Raw genomic sequence first — 24,741 nt, 5'->3', positions numbered from 1 at the left:
TCAAATTATTTTATATAATTATTTCAATATATCCTATTATTATATTTAAAACAATATTTATGCTGAAACTGAAGTATAGTTACTTAATCATTTTTATGTTAATAATATTAGCTAGTTCATTATTAAATATTCCTAAATTAAAAAAGCAAGCTATGGAATTCTACTTTTCAGGAATAATAAGTTTTTTTCTTATTATTATTTATTCAGTAATCAAAATGAGAATAATAAATTTAAATAACACTGAAATATTATATCCGTTAATTATTATAACAAATACTATTTCAGTAATTTTTCTTGTAAATAATTTTGTTATAAACTTAAAAAAATATCAAGAAAAAAAAGATAGTTATAGAAAAAATAAAATTAAAAAATTAAAGATAATTTTACGAAATAATGAAATAAGCTTAAAATCTGAAAGCTATGAAAAAATTTTACTTTATGTAAAAGAGCTAACAAAAGAATATAATATAAAAATAAAGTGGGAAATAATAATTCCAATAACTTTTATAAATGCAGTAATATTATTTAAAATAAAAGGATTAAATTTTAAAATAATAAGTTCTATATTATGGGAAAATAAAAATAATATACTAAATTTAATTGAAATCTTTTTAGAAAATTATAAAGGAATAGTATATTTTCTTATATACACAGTTTTTATAATTTTGATTATACATCCAATGTGTTTGGCTATAGACTTTTTTAAAGAAAGTATATATCAAAATAAATATATGTCAAAAACAGATATGAAAGAATTAGAAGATATATTAAAAGATATGATTTTAATAGAAAAATAATTAAAATTATAATAGATAAATAATAAAGTATTTATATGATATTTCCTGATATATTAATCTATGAAACAGCTCTTTTCAAATTTCAAAATTAAAGTATAAAAATTCTTGAAATTCGTGTTATAATATGAAACAAATAAGTAAAATTTATTTTTGGGAGAAATAGAAATTAATAAAGCTGAAAGAAATAAAAATGAAGGCTAAAGAATTATTTAAAATAAAAAATAAATTAAGAAAAAGGAAAAGATATGATATATTTAGATAATGCTGCCAGCACAAAACCGAAAAGAGAAGTAATAGAAGCAATGACGGAAGTAATGGAAAAAAATTATGCCAATCCCGATGCAATTCATGAATTTTCTCATGGAATATTTATAAAAATAAAAGAAGCAAGAAAAACAGTAGGAAATTTTTTAGGATTGGACTTTTCAAGAATATATTTTACAGCCGGAGGTTCAGACGGTAATAACCTCATAATACAGGGAATTATAAAGGCGAATTCTCAAAAAAAGAAACATCTGATTACAACAAAAATTGAACATCCTTCAGTATATGAAACGTTCAGACATTATGAAACTGAAGGATTTGAAGTGGATTTTCTTAACGTGGATAAAGACGGATTTATAGATATGGAACAACTCAAAAATATTTTAAGGGAAGACACTCTTTTAGTTTCCGTGGGAGGAGTAAATAGCGAAACGGGAACAATACAGGATATAGGAAAAATAGCTGAAATAATTAAGAAAAAGAATAAAGATATTTATTTTCATACTGATTTTGTACAGGGATTAGGATGTACAAATATAAAGTTCGATAAAATTCCGGTAGATGCAGTAACTGTCAGTGGACATAAAATCTATGCTCCTAAAGGGATAGGTGCAATTTATATTGCAAACGAAGTAAAGACGGCAAATGTAATTTACGGTTCAAACTCCGAAAACGGAATTGTGAAAAGAACAATGCCTGCAGAATTAATAACTGCATTTGCAAAAGCAGTCGAATTAGTTGATATGAACTATAAAAAAGATATGGAACATATGCAGAAGCTTAAAATAGAACTTGCGGAAAAAATAGGAAAAAATATAAATGATATCAGAATAAATTCTCTACTTAATGCTGAAAAATCCAGTCCGAAAGTTCTGAATGTATCATTTAAAGGGGTGAAAGGGGAAGTGCTTACTCATTTTTTAGGAATGAATGAAATTTATGTTTCTACAGGTTCTGCCTGTTCTTCCAAAAAAGGGAACAGTAAAGTACTGACAGCTATGGGACTTAGTAATGAAGAACTTGAGGGAGCGTTAAGATTCAGTTTTTCATGGGGAAATACTTCAGATGAAATTAATAAGGTAGTGGAAGTTTTGAAAAATAGTGTTGAAAAAATAAGAAAAATGAGATAATCAATATATAATTTTCATAAATTTATATTGCTGACAGTAAAATCCTTAAACTGAAAAATATTTATTATATAATAAACAATATGAATAATAATATTAAATTTATTCAGTCTAAACAAAAAGCTTTTATATTATATTTTGATAAAAATTTTAAGTATTTGAAAAATAAATATTTGAAGAAAATAAAGAAATACAGTAAAAAAATTAAAATCATGAATATGGAATTAATATTTTTAAGTGTTAAATTTATTATGGATTCAGTTTTGTTTGCTATATTAAGGAACGGAAGAATTAAGAATATTTATTCCATATTTAGACAATTAATCAAAATTTCGGTTGAATAATCTGAAAAATAAAAGAAATCGTTGAAAGAAAGGAAATATAAAATGAATTATATGAATACAGCCCTTTTAAATTGTATAGGTCTGTCATATGGAGAATTATCTTTAAAAGGAAAAAATAGAGGACAATTTGAAAAAATATTAAGAAGTACTATAAATAAAACATTAGATGGATATGAATTTAAGTTGAACGAAGATTTATCCAAATTATATATAGATATAAAAAATGAAGATATGGATAAAATTACAGAAAAATTAAAGAAAATTTTTGGAATTATAGGACTGAATCAGTCAATTAAAATTGAAAGAGATGATACAATAATAAAGGAAAAAATTCTGGAAGTGGCAAATTATGCCTATGAATACGGAGCAAGAAATTTTAAAGTAGCTGTAAACAGAAGTAATAAAGGATTTGAAAAAAAATCTATGGATTATGCAAAGGAACTGGGAGCTCATATACTTATAAACAGTCCTTTTGAAAAAGTAAAAATGAAAGATCCCGATATACTTATAAATGTTGAAATAAGAAAAAGTGTATATATTTATACTGAAAAAATAAAAACTTATGGAGGACTTCCTATAGGTTCGACAGGGAAAGGGCTTGTTCTCCTTTCAGGGGGAATTGACAGTCCTGTAGCATCATTTATGATGGCAAAACGAGGAATGAGAATAAATTTTGTAACATTTCACAGTTTTCCTTTTACAAGCAGGAAAGCCCTTGAAAAAATAAAGGAATTGACTGAGATATTATCAATTTATACAGGGAAAAGCAGACTTTACATAATAAACATACTAAAAATTCAAGAAGAAATAAACAGTAAGACAAGAAAAGAATTTGCTACGATATTGACAAGAAGAGCAATGATGAAGTTGGCAGAAAAGTTGTCACATAATATGCAGTATCAGGCACTGATTACCGGAGAAAGTTTAGGACAAGTGGCTTCCCAGACTTTAGGGGGACTTACTTGTACAAACGCTTCAGTAGAAAAAGTTCCTGTATTAAGGCCTCTTATTGGAATGGATAAAACAGAAATAATAGAAATGGCAAAGGAAATAGGAACTTATGAAAAATCAATAGAACCCCATGAAGATTCCTGTGTTATATTTGCTCCGAAACATCCCGCTACGAATCCTAAATTGGAAGATATAATTTTTGAAGAAAAAAAAATAGAAAATTATAACGAAATTCTTGAGGAAGTATTTAATGAGCGAGAATTTTTTAATATAGAATAGATTTTTTTCGTCTTTTTTGGAAAAAGCTTCACAAAAAATAATTCAACTCAAATTTTGCCGAAGCTTAAAAAATGCTCATTTGCTGTAAAAATAAAAAGTATGTTTTTACAACATTTATTTTACACATTTTTGAGGAATAAAAATTTTGTAGCCGATAGTAGAAGAATGAGGGGAAGAATGAGCCCTCACGGAAAGAAAGCTAGGTGTGAAATAATTTGAGTCGGCAATTTTTTGAATAAACTTTTTTATAAAAAAGACCGGAAAATCTTTTTTAAAGTTACAAGGAGAATATATGAAATTGAAATTTAATATATCCGAAATAATGGAAAAATTAAGTATAGAAAATATAAAAAAATATACAAGAGAAATGTTCCAGATGATAAATCTTATTTACAGAAATTACAGTGATGGAGAAACACAGATACTTGCCTGTACACTGACATATTTTTCAATGATTGCGATATTTCCCATTTTGGCATTAATTCTCGGAATTACTAAAGGATTCGGTCTTGATAAACTTTTTATCCAGAAAATATTTGAACTTGTACCTCAAAATGAAGGAATGGTAAGAACTGTCCTTGATATAGCAAATAAGCTTCTTGCTTCTACTGAAGGAAGTATCCTTACAGGAGTCGGTGTAGTTATACTAATTAATTCGGCAATAAAAGTACTGATGATGTTGGAAGATTCCTTTAATAAAATATGGCGGATAAATAAAAATCGTTCTATAACTAGAAGAATAGTGGATTATGTAGCGATTGTATTTTTAGGGCCGATATTGCTTATTGTAATAATAGCTACAAATTCATTTGTTGTTGAAAAAATGAGTACATTTTTTTTCGGAGGAGCAATTATTGTAAATATTTTTTTACATATATTAGGACCTCTATTTTATATATTTCTATTTACACTCTTGTTTTATATAATACCGAATACCAATGTAAAGTTAAAACCCGCTCTTATATCCGGAATAATAACGGCAATTCTCTGTCTTGTACTAAAAATTGCATTTACATGGCTTCAATCATCTATTACGAGATATAACGCCATTTACGGAAGTTTAGCTTTAATTCCCATATTTCTTACATGGGTGCAGTATGTATGGGTAACTATTTTACTTGGAGCCCAGATTGCTTTTTCGATACAGACTTCAGACGAATTTTTATATAATGAAAAAGTGGAAATGCCGATAAAATTGAGAAAAGAAGCGGGATTGTTAATTTTGTCACTCATAATTACGAGATTTAAAAGGAAAGAAGAACCTTATACACATGGTGAATTAACTAGAAAACTGGGAATGGAAGCATTATTTATAAAAGATATATTATCAGAACTTGAAAAAATGAATTTTGTAAACGAAGTAATAACTGATAAGAATGAAGAAGTTAAGTATCAGGTAGCTTATGATCCTGAAGATCTTTCTTTTGAAATATTTATAAACAGGTTTGAAGAGAAAAACTTTGATTATTATAGTAATATTTTTGATAATCTGACTGAAGAAGAAAAAGAGCTTCTTAACAACATAAAGGAAAAAATAGTATTTGAGGATAAAGAGTTACTTAAAAATATAAAAATAAATTAATATATGATTGGAGAAAAAATGGAAGTTGAGACACTGAATAGCAGTATACAAATGTTGAAAAATCAAATAGAAATGAATCATCTTATTATTTTTATATTAATTATAATAACGGGAATTTTATGTATAATAGCTCTTTTTTATATTTTAAAAATAAGAAAAAATCAGCAGGAAGAACTGAATTATCTGAAAGATGAAATTGAAAATTTATTGACGGAGGGATTTGTAGCCGGTACTGAAAAAAATATAACTGAAAATGCAAAGAAGTTTAGTGAAATGGAAAAAAGTATGACATTAAATGTAAAAAATAATTTATTACAAGGGATTACTCAACTGAATAGAGAGTTGTCAGGAAATAATGAGAAACTTCTTGTGAGATTTACAGATTTCGGAACCAAACTAGGTTCGGCAATGAATGAAAATAACCAAAGGATGTCAGAAAATATTAATAAATTTAAAGATGAATTAAAAAAAGAGATAAGTAATGATTTTGAAACATTAAATAGGAAAATCGAAAACAAACTGGATATGATGAATACAAAAGTCGAGGAACGTTTATCCAAAGGTTTTGAAGAAACAACGAAGACTTTTGGAAATGTATTGGAAAGACTTGGAAAAATTGATGAAGCCCAGAAAAAAATTGAAGACTTATCAAGTAATGTAGTTTCCCTGCAAGATGTACTGACTGATAAGAAAAGCAGAGGAATATTCGGAGAAGTTCAGATGTATCAAATACTTTCTTCAGTATTCGGGGAAAAAAACGATAGGATATATAGGAAACAGTACAAACTATCGAATGGAATGATTGTAGATGCCGTTATATTTGCACCTGAACCTATGGGGAATATAGCCGTTGATTCAAAATTTCCTCTTGAAAATTACAGAAGAATGTACGACAGTGAACTTACACTTTCTGAAAGGGAAAATGCAAAAAAAGAATTTTCGATAAATTTGAAAAAACATATTGACGATATTTCTTCAAAATATATAGTTCATGGGGAAACATCCGATCAGGCGATATTATTTTTACCTGCTGAAGCTGTATTTGCCGAAATAAATGCTTATCATACTGAAATAATAGAATACGCTTACAGAAAAAATGTCAGAATAGCTTCACCAACTACTCTTATGTCTGTTCTTACTACATTGCAGGTAATAATGATGAACATTGAAAGGGACAAATATGCACACATTATTCAGGAAGAACTTATAAAGTTGAATAAAGAATTTGACAGGTATCAGGAAAGATGGACAACTCTTGAAAAAGACATTGAAAAAGTGACGAGAGACGTAAAGAGTATAACGACAACATCAAATAAAATAACTAAAAGATTTAATGAAATATCAAGTGTAGAATTTACCGAAAAAGTAACAGTGAAAAATGGAGAAATTCAGTAATTATAATATAGCAAAATAATTTTGAAAGAAATTAAGGATAATGATATAATAATTGAAAATAAATATCAGTGAATCGATAATCGTATGAGAGGAGGATTGTCGTGAATGATTTAAATGAAGAAAAATTTAAAGAAAAGAATTTTGATTTGGAAGAAGTAAGACAAAAACTGTACATGATAGATAGTAAACTTTTAAAATTAATCCGGTCAAAATTTGAAATATTGGAAAAATTTTTGATAGCAGAAAAAGAAAGAGAAATTAAAATTTCGGACAAAAGCAGCTTAAAGGAAATAACAGAAAGAAATATGGAAGAGATAAAAAATAAGGATTTCAGAAGATATCTGGAGCTTGCATTAAAGGATATTGAAGATATGAGCAGGGAGTATATAAAATTTAAAAAAGGAATATCCGCAGAATATGTGAATAATCTTGAATTTTCCAATAAAAAAATAGGTTATACGGGAGTGCCCGGTTCTTATGCTTATGAAGTTTTAACGAACTTAATAAAAAATAGCGGAAATACTTTTAAATATGATGAAATAGAAAAAAATATTTATAATTGGAGTTCTCACAGAGAATTAGTTCAAAAAGTAAGTTCAGGTGAAATGGATATAGGTGTTATTCCTATTGAAAATTCTTTAGTAGGAGAAGTAAGAGACAGTATAGACCTTATAAATAATGCGAGTATATACATAATAGGAGAAGTGAAGCATAAGATAGAGCATAATCTGTTAGGGATAAAAGGAAGTGAAATAGAAAACATAAAAAATGTATACTCTCATGAACAGGCTTTTCTTCAATGTTCAAGATTTCTAGAAAAACATACTCAATGGAAAATTATAAAAATGTCAAATACTGCACTTAGTGCAAAGTATATTATGGAAATGGGAAGTGTCGAAAATGCCTGTATAGCAAATATGAAAACAAAAGAAATGTATAATCTGGATCTGCTGAAAGAGGATATAAATGACTCAAAGGAAAATTATACAAGATTTTTCGTAATATCCAATAAAAATATTGCTACTGAGGAAAGTGATAAAATAAGTATTATTACAAGTACAAGAAATGAAGCCGGAGCGTTAATGAATCTATTGAAAGTTTTTTCAGACTATAATCTTAATATGGTCGGTCTGAAGTCCAGACCGATAATAAATAAACCTTGGAAATATTATTTTTATATCGATTTTGAAGGAAGTATAAAAAACGGGAAAGTTAAAAGTGCTCTTGAGGAAATTCGTTTTAAATCTGATTATTTTCAAATTCTTGGAAATTATAAAGTATATAATCTGACAATATAAAATTACAGGATGAAATTGGATAATATATTTGAAAAAATTAAAGTCATATCAGCAAAATATTATGGAATATTAAAAACCGATATTTAGAGGGAAAGGAAAAATGATGATTATAAAAATTGATGGAAATGTAAGTCAAGATACATTAAAAGGAATAATTGAAAGGCTTGAAAGTGAAAATAGAGTGAAAGTCGAGCTTATTAGAGGAAAGGAATACTTGATACTCGGACTGGTAGGAGATATAAGTACAATAGACATTAAACATATTCAATCCCTTGATTATGTATTGGATGTACAGAGAATACAGGAACCGTATAAGAGAGCGGGAAGAAAATTCAAATCTGAAAATACGAAAGTAAAAGTGGGAAATGTGGAAATAGGAGGAAATAATCTTGTAATGATGGCAGGGCCTTGTTCTGTAGAAAGTGAAGAGCAGATAATTGAAACAGCGAGAGCCGTAAAAAAAGCAGGAGGTAATATTTTAAGAGGAGGAGTAGTAAAGCCGAGAACTTCCCCTTATGCTTTTCAGGGATTGGGAATGGAAGGTATAAAACTTATGAAAAAAGCCAAAGAAGAAACAGGACTTCCAATAGTTTGTGAAGTGATGTCCATAGAGCAGCTTCAGGAATTCGGTCCTCATTTGGATATGATACAGTTAGGTGCAAGAAATATGCAGAATTTTGATTTATTGAAAGAAGTGGGAAAGACTGAAATACCTGTACTGTTGAAAAGAGGATTAAGTGCAACAATAGAAGAATGGCTTATGTCGGCAGAATACATACTCGCAGGGGGAAATGAAAATGTGGTGTTATGTGAAAGAGGAATAAGAACATATGAAACCGCTTACAGAAATGTAATCGACCTGAATGCCGTACCCATGATAAAAAAGATAAGTCATTTACCTATAATAGTTGATTCTGCACATGGGACAGGGAAATTTTGGATGGTAAAACCTCTTGCAATGGCAGGAATAGCAGCAGGAGCGGACGGATTAATGGTAGAAGTTCATCCTGAGCCTGATAAGGCACTTTCTGACGGACCTCAGTCATTAAAACCGGAAGTGTTTGAAGACTTAATGAAAAATGTGGAAGCAATAGCAGGAGTTTTAGGAAAAAAATTTAAATAAAATGAAATTATTTTTCAGGTTTTTGAGGAAGTAGGGAAAAATGAAAAAAAGAAAAAGTATATCCGAAACAGTTGTCACAATAGTGGGATTGGGAGTAATAGGAGGCTCATTTGCATATAGCCTGAGAAATATTGGTGTAAGGGAAATTTTGGGAGTGGATACGGATGAGAAAACATTGCTTAAAGCAAAAGAAAGACAGATTATAACAGAGGGGTTTACTCATCCTAAAGAAGCACTGAAAAAATCCGATCTTGTTATAATTTCCCTTTATCCTGAAATAATGAAGTCTTTTATTTCAAAATATATAGATAATTTCAAAGATGGAGCTATTATTACCGATGTTACGGGGATTAAAGGGAAAATAATGAAGAACCTGAAACCTATATTGGAGAAATCAGGTAAAAATATTGACTTTATTTTTGGACATCCGATGGCGGGAAGAGAAAAAAGAGGAATTGATTTTGCAGATTCTGAAGTCTTTAAAAATGCCAATTACATACTTATAAAAAATGAAAGTAATAAAAGGGAAAATCTGGAATTTTTGACAGAGATAATAAAAAATATCGGATTTAAAAATATAAGTTTATTGTCAGAAAAAGAACATGATGAAATAATAGCTTTTACAAGCCAGCTTACTCATGCTATTGCTGTAGCCCTTGTAAACAGTGATAATCAGAAATATGACATTGACAAGTTTATAGGAGATTCATATAGAGATTTAACGAGAATTGCTAAAATAAATGAAGACTTATGGTCAGAACTGTTTATGGGAAATAAGGAAAATCTTCTTAAAAAGATAGAGCAGTTTGAAAGTGAACTTGATAAAATTAAATATGCACTTGAGAGTGGCAATATGGATATTTTAAAGGAAAAATTTATTACTTCAACTTTAAGAAGAGAAAAAATAGATTAATTTTTTAAGGAGAATTTTCCTTCTTGAAAGTATATTAAATAAGGAGTTATAGATTATGGAAAGTAAGTATATAAGAAAGTTGACAGGGGACAATGTATATCTGTCGCCGATATCTCTTGAGGATACGGAAAAGTATACTCATATGGTTAGTGATATTAAAGTTTCTGTAGGTCTCGGACAGACTGCTTATACAGGAATTGTAGACTTTGAAAGTGAACGGGAATTTCTGACTTCATTAAAAAAAGAAAAAAATTTTGCAGTGAGGTTAGTTGAAAATAATGAGCTCCTCGGTAATATAGGATTTAATTCCTTGATTTTATAAACAGGGCAGGAGTAATAGGAGTAATGCTCGGAAATGAGAAGTATCAGGGGAAGGGATACGGAACAGAAGCGGTAAATCTTATACTTGACTACGGCTTTTCCCTCCTTAATTTAAGGAGTATATCCTTGAGTGTATTTGAATATAATGAAATTGGCTATAATCTTTATAAAAAGGTAGGATTTAGAGAGGTTGGAAGACTTAGAAAGAAAATAGAAATAATGGGAGAAATTTATGACGAAATAATAATGGATATATTAAAAGAAGAGTTTCAGTCTGTTTATATAAAATAAGAAATCGAAAAAAGGTACAAATTAAAATAATTATGGAAGGAGAAAAGCGTGAGAAAACTCAACGTAGGTTTAGGGAAAAATTCTTATGACATAATTATCGGAGAAAATTATACGGAAAAATTTGCTGAATACATAAAAGAAGTATATTCGGGAAATAATTTGTTTGTAATAACGGACAGCAATGTGCATGAAATATATAAAAATAAATATAAAGAAATGTTCGGACATTTTAAATACACGGTATACGTTCTGAAAGCGGGAGAAAAAAACAAGCATATCGGTGTTATGCAGGGAATTTACTCGGCTATGATTAAAGCGGGAATAAAAAGAAACGATATAATAGCAGCTTTCGGAGGAGGAGTTACAGGGGATATTGCAGGATTTGCGGCGGCATCTTATTTAAGAGGCATCGGGTTCATACAGATACCGACAACGATAATTTCCCAAGTGGACAGCAGTGTAGGAGGAAAAGTGGGAGTGGATCTTCCTGAGGGGAAAAATCTTGTAGGAGCATTTTATCAGCCCCGTCTTGTATTAATTGACTCCTCGTTTTTAAATACATTGTCAGACAGATACTTTTATGATGGATTTGCAGAAATAGTAAAATATGGTTGTATATGTGACAAAGCTCTGTTTAATAAACTTACTGATATTATAAAAAATATAAGTGAAAAGAAGAATAATAGGGAATATAAAGTTAAATTAAGAAAAAAATTAATGGAAAATATAATCGGATTAATATACAGATCATGTGAAATAAAAAAGGAAATAGTTGAAAAAGATGAAAAAGAAAGAGGATTAAGAATGATACTTAATTTCGGTCATACTATAGGGCATGCTATAGAGCAGTATACCGATTATGAAAAATATTCCCACGGAGAAGCAATTTCTACAGGAATGGCAAATATGGCAAAAATAGGAGAAAAAAAGAATATTACTGAAATAGGCTGTTTTCAAAGGCTCGAATATGTACTGAAAGGTTTGAATCTTCCTACAGACATAAAATATCCTGAACATGAAATATCCGAAATTATGAAAAGGGATAAGAAAAGTGTAAATGACGGAATAAATTTCATATTTTTAAAGGAAATAGGAAATGCGGAAATAATTAAAATGAATGAAAGAGAAATTTTTGAATAAAAAATTATTTTTGTATTATATATTAAATATGGGTCCTTTATTGGACTTTGTAAATATTGAGATATTAAGAACAGAAAGTGAAAAAAGCTTTAATAACAAACAGTATTTACATATGTCTTTATTAATAACGGAAATAATAGACGGTGACGGAAAAGAGGAAAAAAATAAATGAAAGTAAAAATAAAGCCGGGAATAATAAGCGGACAGATAGAAATTCCCCCATCGAAAAGCTACTCTCACAGGGCGGTAATAGCTGCTTCTTTAGCAGAAAACAGAGGCAAATCTGAAATTACAAATCTGAAATTTTCCGTAGATATTAAAACAACTGTGGAAATAATGGAAAAATGGGGAGCGGACATTATAAAGGGAGAAAGTTCCCTTATGATAAAAGGAAACAACGGAAAAGTAATTCCTAAAGATAGATATACCCAATGTAATGAATCAGGTTCGACAGTGAGATTTTTAATACCTGTAGGGCTTACATCGGAAAATGAACTCATATTTGACGGAAAAGGAAAGCTTGTAAGCAGACCTCTTAATTCTTACTACAAGATATTTGAAAAACAGGGAATATTTTATGAAACGGAAAAAGGTGGATTACCCCTGAAAGTAAAAGGGAAATTGCGGTCGGGAGTGTATGAAATAGATGGAAATATAAGTTCACAGTTTATAACGGGGTTGTTGTATGCTTTACCTTTACTCGAGGGAAATTCTGAAATAAAAATAAATAAAATTCTCGAATCTAAAGGATATGTGGATTTGACACTGGAAATACTGAAACTGTCAGGGATAGAAATAAAAAATAACGGATATAAAAGCTTTGAAATTAAAGGAAAGCAGACATATAAAACTTTTAATTACATTGTTGAAGGAGATTATTCTCAAGGAGCATTTTGGATAGTTGCGGGAATAATAGCAAGTAAACAGGACAATGAAATTAAGTGCCTGCATCTGAATAAAAATTCATTACAGGGAGATAAGGAAATAATAGAGATAGTTCAAAGAATGGGTGCAAACCTTGAAATATATGATGATTGTGTGATTGTAAAACCTTCAAAAACAAAAGGAACTGTAATAGATATATCCCAATGTCCGGATATAGGGCCTATACTGACTGTGCTTGCTGCATTGAGTAAAGGAAAAACCGAAATTATAAATGCAGAAAGACTTAGAATAAAAGAGTCAGACAGAATAACTTCGATTAGAACCGAACTGAACAAAATAGGAGCTGAAATAGAAGAAACCGAAAACAGCCTTATAATTCAGGGAGTGGACAAATTTAAAGGAGGAGCTGTATTAAGTGCGTGGAATGATCACAGAATAGCTATGTCACTTGCAGTAGCTTCCATAAGATGTGAAGAAGAAATAATAATCGAAGAAGCGGAAAGTGTAAAAAAATCTTATCCTCACTTTTGGGAGGATTTTAGAAAAATGGGCGGAGATGTAACTGAAATTTTTTAAAAGAAACAGGAGGAAAAAATGGGAGCGAATTTCGGTAAAAATTATTGTGTATCAATATTCGGAGAATCTCACGGGGCGGCTTTGGGAATTAATATTGACGGAATACCCGCAGGAACCGAACTTGACTTGGAATTTATTTCGGAGGAAATGAGAAGAAGAGCACCGGGAAGATCCGAATTGTCAACACCGAGAGCGGAAAAAGACGAATTTGAAATTCTCAGTGGCTTTGTAAACGGAAAAACAACGGGAACTCCCCTTGCAATGATAATAAGAAATACGGATCAGAGGTCAAAGGATTACAGCGAGATAGCCCGTAAGCCGAGACCCGGACATGCCGACTGGTCAGGGTTGAACAGATATGACGGGTTTAATGATATAAGAGGAAGTGGACATTTTTCAGGGAGAATAACAGCTTCGTTAGTTTTTGCAGGGTCAATAGCAAAGCAGATATTGAAAGAAAAAGGCATTTTAATAGCTGCTCACATAAAATCCTTAAAAAATATAAAAGACAGAGATTTTACAGAAGAGGATATTTCACTTGAAAATATTCATAAACTTAGAAATATGCTGTTACCTGTACTGAATGAGGAAATTATCCCCGAAATGGAGAAAGTTATACTGAAAGCCAAAGAAAACAGTAATTCTGTAGGAGGAACCGTAGAAATAGGAGTTACAGGGCTGAAAGCCGGAATTGGGGATCCTTTTTTTGAGTCAATGGAAAGTGAGCTGGCCCGAATGATGTTTTCGATTCCTTCAATTAAAGGATTGGAATTCGGTGCAGGATTTTCCATAGCTGAAATGACAGGATATGAAGCAAATGATGAAATGTATTATGATGAAAACGGGAATGTAAAATCCTATACAAATAATAACGGAGGAATAATAGGGGGAATAACAAACGGTATGCCTATTACTTTCAAAGTAGCAATAAAGCCTTCTGCCTCAATAGAAAAAAAACAGAAAACAGTAAATCTTTATACAAAAGAAAATGATGTATTGGAAGTAAAAGGGAGGCATGATCCTTCAATTGTACCGAGGGTAATAGTTGTACTGGAAGCAGCTACGGCTATAGTAATACTGGACAGATTTCTGGAAGATCAAAAGTACGGATATTTAACAGACTTAAGATAAAATAGACTTAAAAATTCAATATTATATGATATTGTATTTATTTAAAAAATAGTCATAGTTTTAAATTGGCATTATTATATATTCAATAAAAATATAAAACAGCTAAATGGCAAGAAAGGTTTTAGGAAAATTTTCCTTGACTTTTTACTTAATAAAAGATATAAATATAATACTTTTAAAATAATCAAAAAGTAATCTGAAAAAATAAACAAAAATCATAATTGTAATAATATTTTTCAAAGTAATAAATTTGATTACAATATGTAATAATTATAAATAATTTAATTTTTATTGAAGGAGGACTTTATGAAAAGTTATCAGGATGAGGCGAAAAAGCTCTTAAATTTTGTGGGCGGAAAGGAAAATGTTGCAAGTGTTACACATTGTGCAACAAGACTGAGATTTGCATTAGTTGATGAAGCCAAGGCTGATTCAAAGGGAATACAAGCTTTATCAGCTGTAAAAGGAACTTTTACAAATGCGGGACAGTTTCAGGTTATAATAGGAAATGATGTTGCAAACTTTTACAAAGATTTTATCGGAGTATCAGGAATTGAAACGGCATCGAAAGAAGATGTTAAAAAAGCTGCAATGAGTAAACAGCCGATTTTACAAAGAATGGTTGCACATCTTGCAGAAATATTTGTACCGCTAATACCTGCACTGGTAGCAGGAGGACTTATGTTGGGACTCGGGAATTTCCTCGGTGCACCTTTAAAAGCATTGGGTGAAAAAAGTTTAGTAGAAGCAGTACCTTATATGGCAAGTTTATCCAAGTTTATAGTTTGGATAGGAGTTGCAGTATTCGGTATGTTACCTGTGCTTGTTACATGGTCTACAGTTAAAAAGTTTAAAGGAAATGAAGCCTTAGGTATAGTTCTGGGACTTATGCTTGTATTGACGGGGTTTATGTTAAATGCTTATGTTTACGGAAATATCGTATCGGCAGGGGAAAATATAAGAGATATTCTTATAAACGGTTCTGATAAATATGGAATTAAACCGGGAGAATATGTACTTGACTTAGGATTTTATAAAATACTTATGATTGGGTATCAGGCACAAGTGTTACCTGCAATGTTTGCAGGAATAGCATTATGCTATATTCAGAAGTTTATTGACAAGAGAACACCTGAAGTATTAAAGACAGTATGGGTTCCGTTTGCAACATTGGTAATAACGGGATTTTTAACTATACTGTTTATAGGACCTGTAGCAAGATATCTGGGAGATTTACTTGTAAAAATATTCACGGTACTGTTCCAGACACCGGGACTGAAATATTTAGGAGCATTATTATTTGGAACAACTTATGCGCCTCTTGTAATAACTGGACTACACCATACATTTATTGCAGTGGATTTACAACTTGCAGCTTCTGGGGGAACATTTATATGGCCGTTAATTGCTTTATCAAATATAGCACAGTCAGGGGCGGTATTCGCTACTTACTTCATCTATAAAAAGGATAAAAAACAGGAATCGGTTTCATTGTCGGCAACAGTTTCAGCTTGGTTTGGAATTACAGAACCTGCATTATTCGGAGCAAACCTGAAATATATGTATCCTTTCTATGCGGCACTTATAGGTTCGGCAGTAGGAGCATTAATATCTACAGGATTTAACGTTATAGCAAGCGGAATAGGTGTAGGGGGACTTGCATTGGCGTTTTTATCAATAAAATCAGAATATATGATAGCATTCTGGATAGCTTCCATAGTGGCATTCGGATTAGCATTCTTCCTGACTATACTTTTTTCGAAAACAAAACTGAATAAAGGAAGCGTAACACAGGAATAAGTTTTAATATAATTTATTAATAATTAAAAAAGCATACCGAAAAGAAAAAACAGGTATGCTTTTTGTATTTAATATATAAAATTAGGATTTGGCTATTTTACTAAGTATTCTATAAATTTATCATTCAATATATTTTATACTTTATAAAATAAGCCTGATAACAATATTATAAAAATTATTTTCTTGACACATAATAAAAATATGATATAATTATTTTGTTAATAAAAGTATTTTTTATTTTGATATACAAAATAAATGAATATATGAACATATAAATATATAATTTAAAGAGGTGATTAAAATAGTCACGGAAAAGTTAAAACCGTCAAGCCCGAAAAAGGAAAATACGGTTTTGATAATAACTGTAATTTTTTTAATTTTAATAGCTGCTTTATTAATAAAAATGAGGAAAACGAATATACAGGAGCAAAAGATAAATAAAGGGGAAGTGAGCTCCTATTCAAATTTTTCCAGTGTCGAATCAGGCATTTATGCAGATCTTATAAATTTTACAAATGAAATAAAAATCAAAACAGATGATGAAAATCTTCCTTCAATAAAAGACCTTGAAAAAAATGACATTCCTCCTTTTACAAAAGATATTACATGGGAAGAAAGAGGAAAAATACAATGGGAAAAAATAGAAAAAGAAAAAAGTACTTATTATATAGGGCTTTCTGAAAATGTTACTGTAAGTGGAAATTTTGCGGTAATTGTAAATAACCGAAATTATGAGGACATAAAAATTTTATTTATAAGAACACATTTACATAAAGAAGATGTTGAATTTTCTTTAGATGAAAATTTCCCGAATTGGGAAGAAATAATTCCTTACACAGGTGAGGATGAGAGACGTAAATTTGAAGGGAAAGGTGATATGTAATGAAAAAACTTATAATAGTTATTTTGATGACTGTAATGACTATAGTTTCTTACGGAAAACTTAAAATAGGAGTGACTCTTCAGCCTTATTACAGTTATGTATCTAATATTGTAGGGGATAAAATGGAGGTAATACCTGTAATAAGAGGAGATTTATATGATTCTCACGGTTATAGACCGAAGCCTGAAGATATAAAGAAAATGTCTAATTTAAATGTTCTTGTAGTAAACGGTATAGGACATGATGAGTTTGTGTTTGATATTGTAAAAGCTGCAAAAATGAACGGAAAAATAAAAATAGTAAATGCCAATAAGGGAGTCTCCTTAATGCCGGTTTCAGGAATGAGAGGAAAAACTAAAATTTTAAATCCTCATTCTTTCATATCAATAACAACTTCTATACAGCAGGTGTATACTATAGCTAGAGAGTTGGGACAGATAGATCCTGCAAACAAAGATTATTATAATAAAAATGCTCAGGTTTATGCTCAGAGATTGAGAAATTTAAAAGCGCAAGCTATAAAAAAAGTAAGCCATCTTAAAAATTTGGATATAAAAATAGCCACTTCTCATGCAGGATATGACTATTTATTGTCGGAATTCGGTTTGAAGGTGAGAGCGGTAATAGAGCCTGCTCATGGCGTAGAACCCAGTGCTTCTGACATCAAAGCCATGATAGATATAATGAAAGGGCAGAAAATAGATGTACTTTTTGTTGATGCTCAAGTCCAAAATAAATATTCCACAACTATACAAAAAGCTACAGGGGTAAAAATAAGACATTTGTCGCATATGAGCAGCGGACCTTATACGAAAGACAGCTTTGAAAGGTTTATGAAATATAATTTGGATTCTTTGACTGCCGTAATAATTGAAATAGGCAAGATGAAAGGGAAATAAAATGTCGGGTATATTAATAGAAATAAAAAATTTGACACTGACATTATCTAATACAAAAATATTGGAAAATATAAACTTAACAGTCGAACCCGGGAAAATACATTGTTTAGTAGGTCCTAATGGGGGAGGAAAAACATCACTTTTAAAAAGTATATTAGGACAGGTTCCTTACGAAGGAGAAATATTTATTTCTTATGAAAAAAGTAAAATAATAGGCTATGTTCCCCAATATCTGGACTTTGAGAAAACTCTACCTATAACCGTGGAAGATTTCCTTGCGATAATTTATCAGAAAAAACCATGTTTTTTAGGTATTTCCCGAAAATATAAAAAAACAGTAGACGAATTGTTGAGAAAAATGGGTATGTATGAAAAGAGAAAAAGGCTTGTAGGAAATCTGTCAGGAGGAGAAAGACAAAGGCTACTTCTGGCACAGGCGATATATCCTGAACCTGATTTGCTTATACTGGATGAACCTTTTACAGGAATTGATGTTTTGGGAGAAGAGTATTTTAAAAGTGTAATAAATAATTTAAAAAATAAAGGTATAACAATTTTATGGATACATCATAATCTGAAACAGGTAATAGAAATGGCAGATACGGTAACATGTATAAAGAAGGAAATACAATTTTCAGGAGATCCTAAAAAAGTACTTGATAATGATAAAATACTTACTGTATTTTCATAGAATTTTTATCAAAGAAATTTTAATATAAATATTTTTTAAAGTAAAAAATGGAGGAAATTAGAAAATGCTTGAAATAATAAGGAGCTTTTTTACAGATATGGTTAATCGTCAGATTTTGCCTGAATATTTTAAATATGCCTTTGTAATAAATTCCCTTATATGTACCTTATTTATCGGGACAATTTTAGGAGGAATAGGAACAATGGTAGTAACTAAGAAAATGGCATTTTTTTCTGAAGCTATAGGACATGCCGCTCTCACGGGAATAGCTTTCGGAATACTGGCAGGGGAGCCTTATAACGCACCTTATATAATGCTGTTTACTTACTGTATACTGTTCGGATTACTTATAAATTACACAAAAAACAGGACAAAAATGTCTGCAGATACTCTTATAGGAATATTTTTATCAATTTCCATAGCTTTAGGAGGTTCGCTTCTCATTTTTGTTTCATCTAAAGCAAATTTCCATATGCTTGAAAATGTTATGTTCGGTTCGATACTTACTGTCACTGACTTTGATATACTTATTCTTATAGTTACCATATTGATTTTGACAATAATATTAATACCGTTGTTTAACAAAATGCTGCTTTCGAGTTTTAATACTAATATCGCAACGGTAAAAGGTGTAAATGTAAAGCTGACAGAATATATATTTATAATAGTGGTAACTGTAGTCACAATAGTTTCAGTAAAAATAATAGGAGCGGCACTTGTAGAAGCATTGTTATTAATTCCTGCAGCATCTGCTAAAAATTTATCCCGTTCAATGAAAGGATTTTTCTTTTATAGTATAATATTTTCACTTACAAGTTGTATATTAGGAGTGCTTATTCCTCTTCATTATAACATATCCATACCGTCAGGAGGAGCAATAATACTTACTGCATCATTTATATTTTTTATAACGATAATAATAAAAAATGTAAGTCAAAAATTTAGTGAAAGTGAATAAAAATAAATGGAGAAAGGAGAAAACATTGAAAAAAACGTTAATTTTATTAATTATTTTGACAATGAATATTTTATATGGAAATAATAAAGTTCTGACATCTATTCAACCGATATATTCTATTGCTAAGAATATAACAGAAAATACCGATATAGAAATATATTCTATATTTGATTCTGATGTTTCAATGGATTATGGAAAGTCTGCTTTTGATAATAAAAATCTTGATTTATCTGTTGCAAAAAATTCCATAGCAGTGATAGATGTAGCAAAAGTTTGGGGAAATGATTATTTGTATGAATATGCAAGAAGACAGAATATAAAAATTGTTGAAATTGATGCAAGTTACTCTTTCTCAGACAATGATTATTCAGCTCTATCACTTTTAAGTTATAGAAATGGCGACAGAAATCCCTATGTATGGCTTAGTCATCAAAATGCGATGAAAATGGCTCAGATAATAGCAGAAGATTTAGTAAGACTTTTTCCGAAAAATGAGAGAAAAATAATGGAAAATTTGAGTAAATTTACTGAAGCGGTGAGAGAAACAGAAAATAAATATTTAAAGGAAACAATAAGAACCACTACACTTTCAGTAATATCTCCCACAGAGAATCTGGATTATTTGTTCAATGAATTAAATATTTTTGTAAATTATATCCAACCTGAAGAAATAACTGTCGGGAATATAAAAGAAATAATAAAAAAAAATAAATCAAAAATTATTATTTCTGATAAATGGCTGAAAAAGGAAATTATTTCTGAAATAGAGAAAAACGGCGGAAAATTTATAGTTCTCGATACTTTCAATATACCGAGAGAAGTAAATGGAAAAATGGATCCTAACGGTTATCTGACAGGAATGAAAGAAAACATTGAAAAATTAATAAAAGTTTTAAAGTAGAAAAATAAAGAAAATAGAGGTGAAATATATGAAAAAATTTATATTAGCATGTTTATTTACCATTTCAGGAATGGTTTTCGCTCATGCTCCGGTATTATCAGTAGATGATAATAAAGACGGTACTGTTTATATTGAAGCAGGATTTTCAAACGGAGAGAAAGCTGAGGGCCTTGAAGTGATAATAGTGAAAGATAAGCCGTATAACGGCCCTGAAGATACTTATGAAGGTAAGATGATAATATTTAAAGGGAAGTTTGGCAGTAAAAGTTCAATGACAGTTATAAAACCGTTAACTCCAAAATATGAAGTTATATTTAACGGTGGTCCGGGGCATATTATTTCCAAAAAAGGTCCTAAACTTGAAGAAAGTGAAATGAGTAAATGGAAAGAAAATATTGAAAAATCGGATTCTCTTGGAGAATGGAAAGAGAAAATGACACAAAAGTAACAGAATATCAGTATGAATATATAATCAGTATATTAAAATTTAATATATAAAAAAACAGGAGGTAATTTTGATGAAGAAATTTTTAGGAGTTTTAGCAGTATTAGTTGCAGGAATAAATCTATATGCACATAATCAATTTATTTACACTGATACTTTAAATGTAACAGGAAAATCATCAGTACAATTTAAGATAATGTTTGGACACCCTGATGACGGAGGGGAAGAAGCACCTATCCCTGTGGGTAAAGTAAAGGATAAGACACATCTGGCTGAAAAAGTGTTTGCACTACACAACGGAGAAAAAATCAATCTGACTTCTAAGGTGAAAGAAGGACATATAAAAACTGATAAAGCATCGGGAAGAACTTTGGATTTCACAATGGACAGTGAATTGAAAGGTGGAGGAGACTGGGTTATAGTCGCAGTTCCGGGAGAAACTCTGGATGATAATATTTCATACACATTTAACGGAATCGTAAAAACGGTCATAACAAAGGATGGAAGTAAAGGAGATGACTGGAAAAAAAGAGTGGCAGATGGATATTATGAAATAATACCGTTTACAAATCCTTCCATGGTTAATGTAAATTCAGTATTTAAAGGATGTTTAGTTGATAAGAAAGGGAATCCTATGAAAAATACTGATGTGTCTATAGACTATATAAACGGTAAAATAGATATGAAAAAGGGGATATTCACAGGTCAGCTTCAGAAAGAAAAAACGGCAATAAGAACTTATACCGATGATAACGGATACTTTGTAGTGTCATTCCCTCATAAAGGACTCTGGTCAATAAGAGGAAAAGCTTTTGTAGATAGAGAAAAGAAATATGTGGAAGACACAAGTCTGTTAGTAGAAGTAAAGTAATAAGTAAAATTTTTTAATTTTGGAAAATACAAAACCACTTTTAATGGAAAATAAAGAAAATATCCATTTTTAAGTGGTTTTCAAAATTGTTAATACTGTACTTATAAATAATCCATTTCTAATAGAATTCTATTTCAAAAATCAAAATAAGATGTGATAGAATACTCCGTTGGCAAAAGCTGAAAATAATTGAAAGGATGTGGACAGTATAGTATTACTAATATAGAATACTATTAAAAAATGAAAAGAATATTATTATTTATACTAACAATTCTCAGCATAATATCATGTGATCTGGAAAAGGCACAAAAGGAATATGCGAGAGGAGAATATGTAAAAAGTGTTGAAACGACTTTAAAATACTTTGATAAAAATGAAAACAGAATAAGAAAGGTAAATCCTAAAGTAAAAACGGAAATTATATCAAAATTCTCAAATATTACAGAACATTATTTACGAATAATTTCCGGTACAGTAAATGAAAGTGAAAAAATCAATGCAGGAGTAAATTTATTTAAAATATATACAATGCTTGATTTAAGAGAGTATACAAAGGAATTTACTGATTTTACATTAAAATATTCTGCTGAAGAATTTTATAAAGGAACAAGTGAAAGTATAATTAGAAGGGTTAACAGCTATTATGCAGAAAGTTTATATGATAAAGCTTCAAAAGAACTGGAAGTATTGGATAATTACATCAGAATAACCGGTAGTATGGAAAAAAACAACATTTTAAAATATAGTCATATAATTAGAAATGCTTCGAAGTTAAAAGCGGATAATCTTATAAAAATTGCTGAAAAACTTGAAGAAATAAAAAACTACAGAAATGCTGAAAAAACATTTCTAAAAGCATCAGAAACATATAAAAGATATGAGGAAAACTACAAAAATTCCTATAATAAATATAAGGAAAACAAAGAAAAAGCGGACTTGAATGATGCTGAAAAATACTATGAAATGGGAAAACAGGTTTTAAATGAAAGCAGTAAGAAAGCAAAGTACAGAAAAGCATATGAGTATTTCAAAAAATCCAATTATTTTGTGAGAGGCTATAAAGACACTTCAAAACTCATGGATATGTACTATAAAAAAGGATTTTTCAGTTATAAGTTTGTGGGAAATATGAAATATAACAATATAATAGAAAAGAGTCTGAAAGATATAGCTTACATAGATAATACGGACTCCGAACTTATAGTGGAATACGATGAAAGAGATGAATATAGAATAAATTCAGGAAATAAGGAAAAGAAAACTGAAAAACTCACAGAAAAAATACGTGTGGGGATATCTGACAAATTAGAACCGATATATGAAGTATATAATTTTGAAAAAATTACAGTTATTTTAAAAGAAAAGATAAGAATAAACTATCAATTAAGAATAGATGGAGAGTTGTATAAAGACAAATATTCAAATTACATAGAAGAAGAAAATATTGTAAAAAAAATAACTTATACGGGAAAAGTTCCACCTAAATATAAGAATACTATAGAAGGTAAAGAAATAGGAAAAAGCGAAATGAGAAAAAAAGTTGAAGAAAAAATAAAAGAGGATATCTCAAAAAGGCTTAAAATCTTTGAGGAAAGAATGAAAAGAATATAAAAACTTTTAATTTTGTTCTAAGTATTGATTTGATAATTATATTTTTTCCATATAAAAAAGTTTCCTGTATTTTCTTTTCCCTTATCAGAAAAGTGGTGAAATTATAATTTGAATTTTCAGACGAATTCTAAAAAAGTTATTAGAAATTGTTTTAAAATATAAGAACAGTTTTTATATTTTTGATATATTATTTTATATTATGATCACATTTACTTGATTCTACTGAAAGAATGTGATAAAAAAGAATTGAACATAAAAATTTAAAAGAAAGGATGATGAATGTGTCACGAAAATTTTTAATATCAGTAGCTTTAATATTGTGTTTCAGTTTAACATTTACAAAGATGAAACCAAGTATGAGGAGTAAAGAAATGAAAAGTACAATGGAAAGAACTTTTACTTTAGAAAGTAAAGGAATAAAAAATGGAATTATTGATGAGCAGTTTGGAGGAAAAGGAAAAGATAAGGTAAAAGGGGTAGGAAGTAAATCTCTGCCTTTAGAGTGGAAAAACAGTCCGGAAGGAACACAGAGTTATGCTATTGTTATGTTGGATCATGATGCAATTTCTGTTGTAGGAATGAGCTGGATACATTGGACAGTTGCTGATATTCCTAAGGATAAAGTAAAATTGGAAGCAAATGAAAGTAGAGAAAATGAAACATTGATTCAGGGAGTGAACAGTTGGATAAGTCCGTTAGCAAAATTTTCAAAAGAAGAAGCTTCATTTTACGGTGGACCTATGCCTCCTAAAGATCATACCTATACAATAATAATTTATGCACTGGATACAAAATTGAATTTAAAAAAAGGATATTATTTAAATGAATTATATAAAAAAATGGAAGGACATATACTTGCTACGGCTAAACTGGAAGGAATATATAAAAAATAAATAATCAGGACAGGATATACTTAAGTTTTTAAAGTTTGTATTTTCAATAAGAATATAAAATATCAAAATTCATTAGTCATTGACAGAAATATAAATAAACAATTTTTTATGAACTGAAGAATTAAGAAAGAGTTTTCTGAAAGAGATTTAGCTTTTTGTAATAAAAGGATAAAATTAATTATAAAGTGATTGTCCTTGTCAGAACGCCTCATCTTAAAGAATAAATAAATTTTTTATTTATTCCTTAGTTTATATGGCAGTTAATGTCTTTTCTGTTTTTCTCTATTCTAGCAGAAGAGAAATGATATAGGATGTAATTCGAGTTATTAATAATGATATATATGAAAATTCCGAGCATTATACAAAAAATAA

Annotated in this window: 24 protein-coding genes; all 24 read left to right on the top strand. The window is 29.6% G+C overall.

Translation table 11 applies throughout. The features are described from left to right. Positions 1–95 precede the first annotated feature (95 nt). The 24 genes from EII29_RS03055 to EII29_RS02945 all read left to right on the top strand — a co-directional run bounded on the left by EII29_RS03055 (position 96) and on the right by EII29_RS02945 (position 24,369). Entirely contained in the window at positions 96–797 is a 702-nt protein-coding gene (locus EII29_RS03055; protein ID WP_148096401.1) for a hypothetical protein, read from the top strand. A gap of 245 nt (positions 798–1,042) precedes the next feature. Further along, positions 1,043–2,191, top strand: coding sequence for a cysteine desulfurase family protein (locus tag EII29_RS03050; RefSeq protein ID WP_125236073.1), 1,149 nt, complete (start codon positions 1,043–1,045; stop codon positions 2,189–2,191). A 383-nt stretch (positions 2,192–2,574) separates the two neighbouring features. Then, positions 2,575–3,762: a tRNA uracil 4-sulfurtransferase ThiI gene (gene thiI / locus EII29_RS03045; RefSeq protein WP_125236072.1), complete on the top strand. Its 1,188-nt coding sequence runs from the start codon at positions 2,575–2,577 to the stop codon at positions 3,760–3,762. Positions 3,763–4,054: 292 nt separating this feature from the next. Further along, a complete protein-coding gene (locus EII29_RS03040) occupies positions 4,055–5,344 on the top strand; it encodes a YihY/virulence factor BrkB family protein (protein ID WP_125236071.1) in 1,290 nt (429 codons plus the stop codon). Positions 5,345–5,362: 18 nt separating this feature from the next. Next, on the top strand, positions 5,363–6,739 hold the full coding sequence (gene rmuC / locus EII29_RS03035) for a DNA recombination protein RmuC (RefSeq protein WP_233573240.1): 1,377 nt from the start codon (positions 5,363–5,365) through the stop codon (positions 6,737–6,739). Positions 6,740–6,840: 101 nt separating this feature from the next. Continuing rightward, positions 6,841–8,037 carry a bifunctional chorismate mutase/prephenate dehydratase gene (locus EII29_RS03030; RefSeq protein WP_233573239.1) on the top strand — a complete coding sequence of 399 codons (1,197 nt, stop codon included), beginning with the start codon at positions 6,841–6,843 and terminating at the stop codon, positions 8,035–8,037. Positions 8,038–8,140: 103 nt separating this feature from the next. Next, positions 8,141–9,160, top strand: coding sequence for a 3-deoxy-7-phosphoheptulonate synthase (gene aroF, locus EII29_RS03025; RefSeq protein WP_125236070.1), 1,020 nt, complete (start codon positions 8,141–8,143; stop codon positions 9,158–9,160). A gap of 40 nt (positions 9,161–9,200) precedes the next feature. Beyond that, positions 9,201–10,073, top strand: a complete 873-nt coding sequence (locus EII29_RS03020) for a prephenate dehydrogenase (protein WP_125236069.1) — start codon at positions 9,201–9,203, stop codon at positions 10,071–10,073. Positions 10,074–10,128: 55 nt separating this feature from the next. Next, positions 10,129–10,395, top strand: coding sequence for a hypothetical protein (locus EII29_RS12755; protein ID WP_233573238.1), 267 nt, complete (start codon positions 10,129–10,131; stop codon positions 10,393–10,395). A gap of 23 nt (positions 10,396–10,418) precedes the next feature. Next, positions 10,419–10,685: a GNAT family N-acetyltransferase gene (locus EII29_RS12750; RefSeq protein WP_233573237.1), complete on the top strand. Its 267-nt coding sequence runs from the start codon at positions 10,419–10,421 to the stop codon at positions 10,683–10,685. Between the two features lie 48 nt (positions 10,686–10,733). After that, entirely contained in the window at positions 10,734–11,825 is a 1,092-nt protein-coding gene (aroB, locus tag EII29_RS03010) for a 3-dehydroquinate synthase (RefSeq protein ID WP_125236068.1), read from the top strand. Continuing rightward, positions 11,818–11,997 (top strand): hypothetical protein, encoded by a 180-nt coding sequence (locus EII29_RS03005; protein ID WP_125236067.1) that lies wholly within the window; start codon positions 11,818–11,820, stop codon positions 11,995–11,997. Before aroB ends, EII29_RS03005 begins: the two co-directional genes overlap by 8 nt. Next, entirely contained in the window at positions 11,994–13,286 is a 1,293-nt protein-coding gene (aroA, locus tag EII29_RS03000; RefSeq protein WP_125236066.1) for a 3-phosphoshikimate 1-carboxyvinyltransferase, read from the top strand. Before EII29_RS03005 ends, aroA begins: the two co-directional genes overlap by 4 nt. An 18-nt stretch (positions 13,287–13,304) precedes the next feature. Then, positions 13,305–14,417 (top strand): chorismate synthase, encoded by a 1,113-nt coding sequence (aroC, locus tag EII29_RS02995; protein WP_125236065.1) that lies wholly within the window; start codon positions 13,305–13,307, stop codon positions 14,415–14,417. A gap of 306 nt (positions 14,418–14,723) precedes the next feature. Continuing rightward, the gene (gene treB, locus EII29_RS02990) at positions 14,724–16,217 is read left to right on the top strand and encodes a PTS trehalose transporter subunit IIBC (RefSeq protein WP_125236064.1); all 1,494 of its coding nucleotides are present in this window, start codon (positions 14,724–14,726) and stop codon (positions 16,215–16,217) included. 292 nt (positions 16,218–16,509) lie between these two features. Further along, on the top strand, positions 16,510–17,100 hold the full coding sequence (locus EII29_RS02985) for a hypothetical protein (protein WP_148096400.1): 591 nt from the start codon (positions 16,510–16,512) through the stop codon (positions 17,098–17,100). Continuing rightward, positions 17,100–17,999 (top strand): metal ABC transporter solute-binding protein, Zn/Mn family, encoded by a 900-nt coding sequence (locus EII29_RS02980; protein ID WP_125236062.1) that lies wholly within the window; start codon positions 17,100–17,102, stop codon positions 17,997–17,999. Before EII29_RS02985 ends, EII29_RS02980 begins: the two co-directional genes overlap by 1 nt. Before the next feature lies 1 nt (position 18,000). Further along, positions 18,001–18,690, top strand: coding sequence for a metal ABC transporter ATP-binding protein (locus tag EII29_RS02975; protein ID WP_125236061.1), 690 nt, complete (start codon positions 18,001–18,003; stop codon positions 18,688–18,690). Between the two features lie 64 nt (positions 18,691–18,754). Continuing rightward, complete coding sequence (locus EII29_RS02970) at positions 18,755–19,648, top strand: metal ABC transporter permease (protein ID WP_125236060.1); 894 nt, start codon at positions 18,755–18,757, stop codon at positions 19,646–19,648. A gap of 25 nt (positions 19,649–19,673) precedes the next feature. Further along, complete coding sequence (locus EII29_RS02965; protein WP_125236059.1) at positions 19,674–20,549, top strand: metal ABC transporter solute-binding protein, Zn/Mn family; 876 nt, start codon at positions 19,674–19,676, stop codon at positions 20,547–20,549. Between the two features lie 28 nt (positions 20,550–20,577). Continuing rightward, complete coding sequence (locus EII29_RS02960; RefSeq protein WP_125236058.1) at positions 20,578–20,997, top strand: hypothetical protein; 420 nt, start codon at positions 20,578–20,580, stop codon at positions 20,995–20,997. Positions 20,998–21,067: 70 nt separating this feature from the next. Continuing rightward, on the top strand, positions 21,068–21,865 hold the full coding sequence (locus EII29_RS02955; protein ID WP_125236057.1) for a DUF4198 domain-containing protein: 798 nt from the start codon (positions 21,068–21,070) through the stop codon (positions 21,863–21,865). A gap of 240 nt (positions 21,866–22,105) precedes the next feature. Beyond that, positions 22,106–23,476, top strand: coding sequence for a hypothetical protein (locus EII29_RS02950; RefSeq protein ID WP_125236056.1), 1,371 nt, complete (start codon positions 22,106–22,108; stop codon positions 23,474–23,476). A 371-nt stretch (positions 23,477–23,847) separates the two neighbouring features. Continuing rightward, positions 23,848–24,369 (top strand): YbhB/YbcL family Raf kinase inhibitor-like protein, encoded by a 522-nt coding sequence (locus EII29_RS02945; protein ID WP_233573236.1) that lies wholly within the window; start codon positions 23,848–23,850, stop codon positions 24,367–24,369. The last annotated feature ends 372 nt before the right edge of the window (positions 24,370–24,741 follow it).

Source organism: Leptotrichia sp. OH3620_COT-345 (genome assembly GCF_003932895.1).
GTDB lineage: Bacteria > Fusobacteriota > Fusobacteriia > Fusobacteriales > Leptotrichiaceae > Pseudoleptotrichia.
The sequence above is the reverse complement of the archived record's forward strand: the minus strand, read 5'-3'. Positions and strand labels throughout refer to the sequence as shown.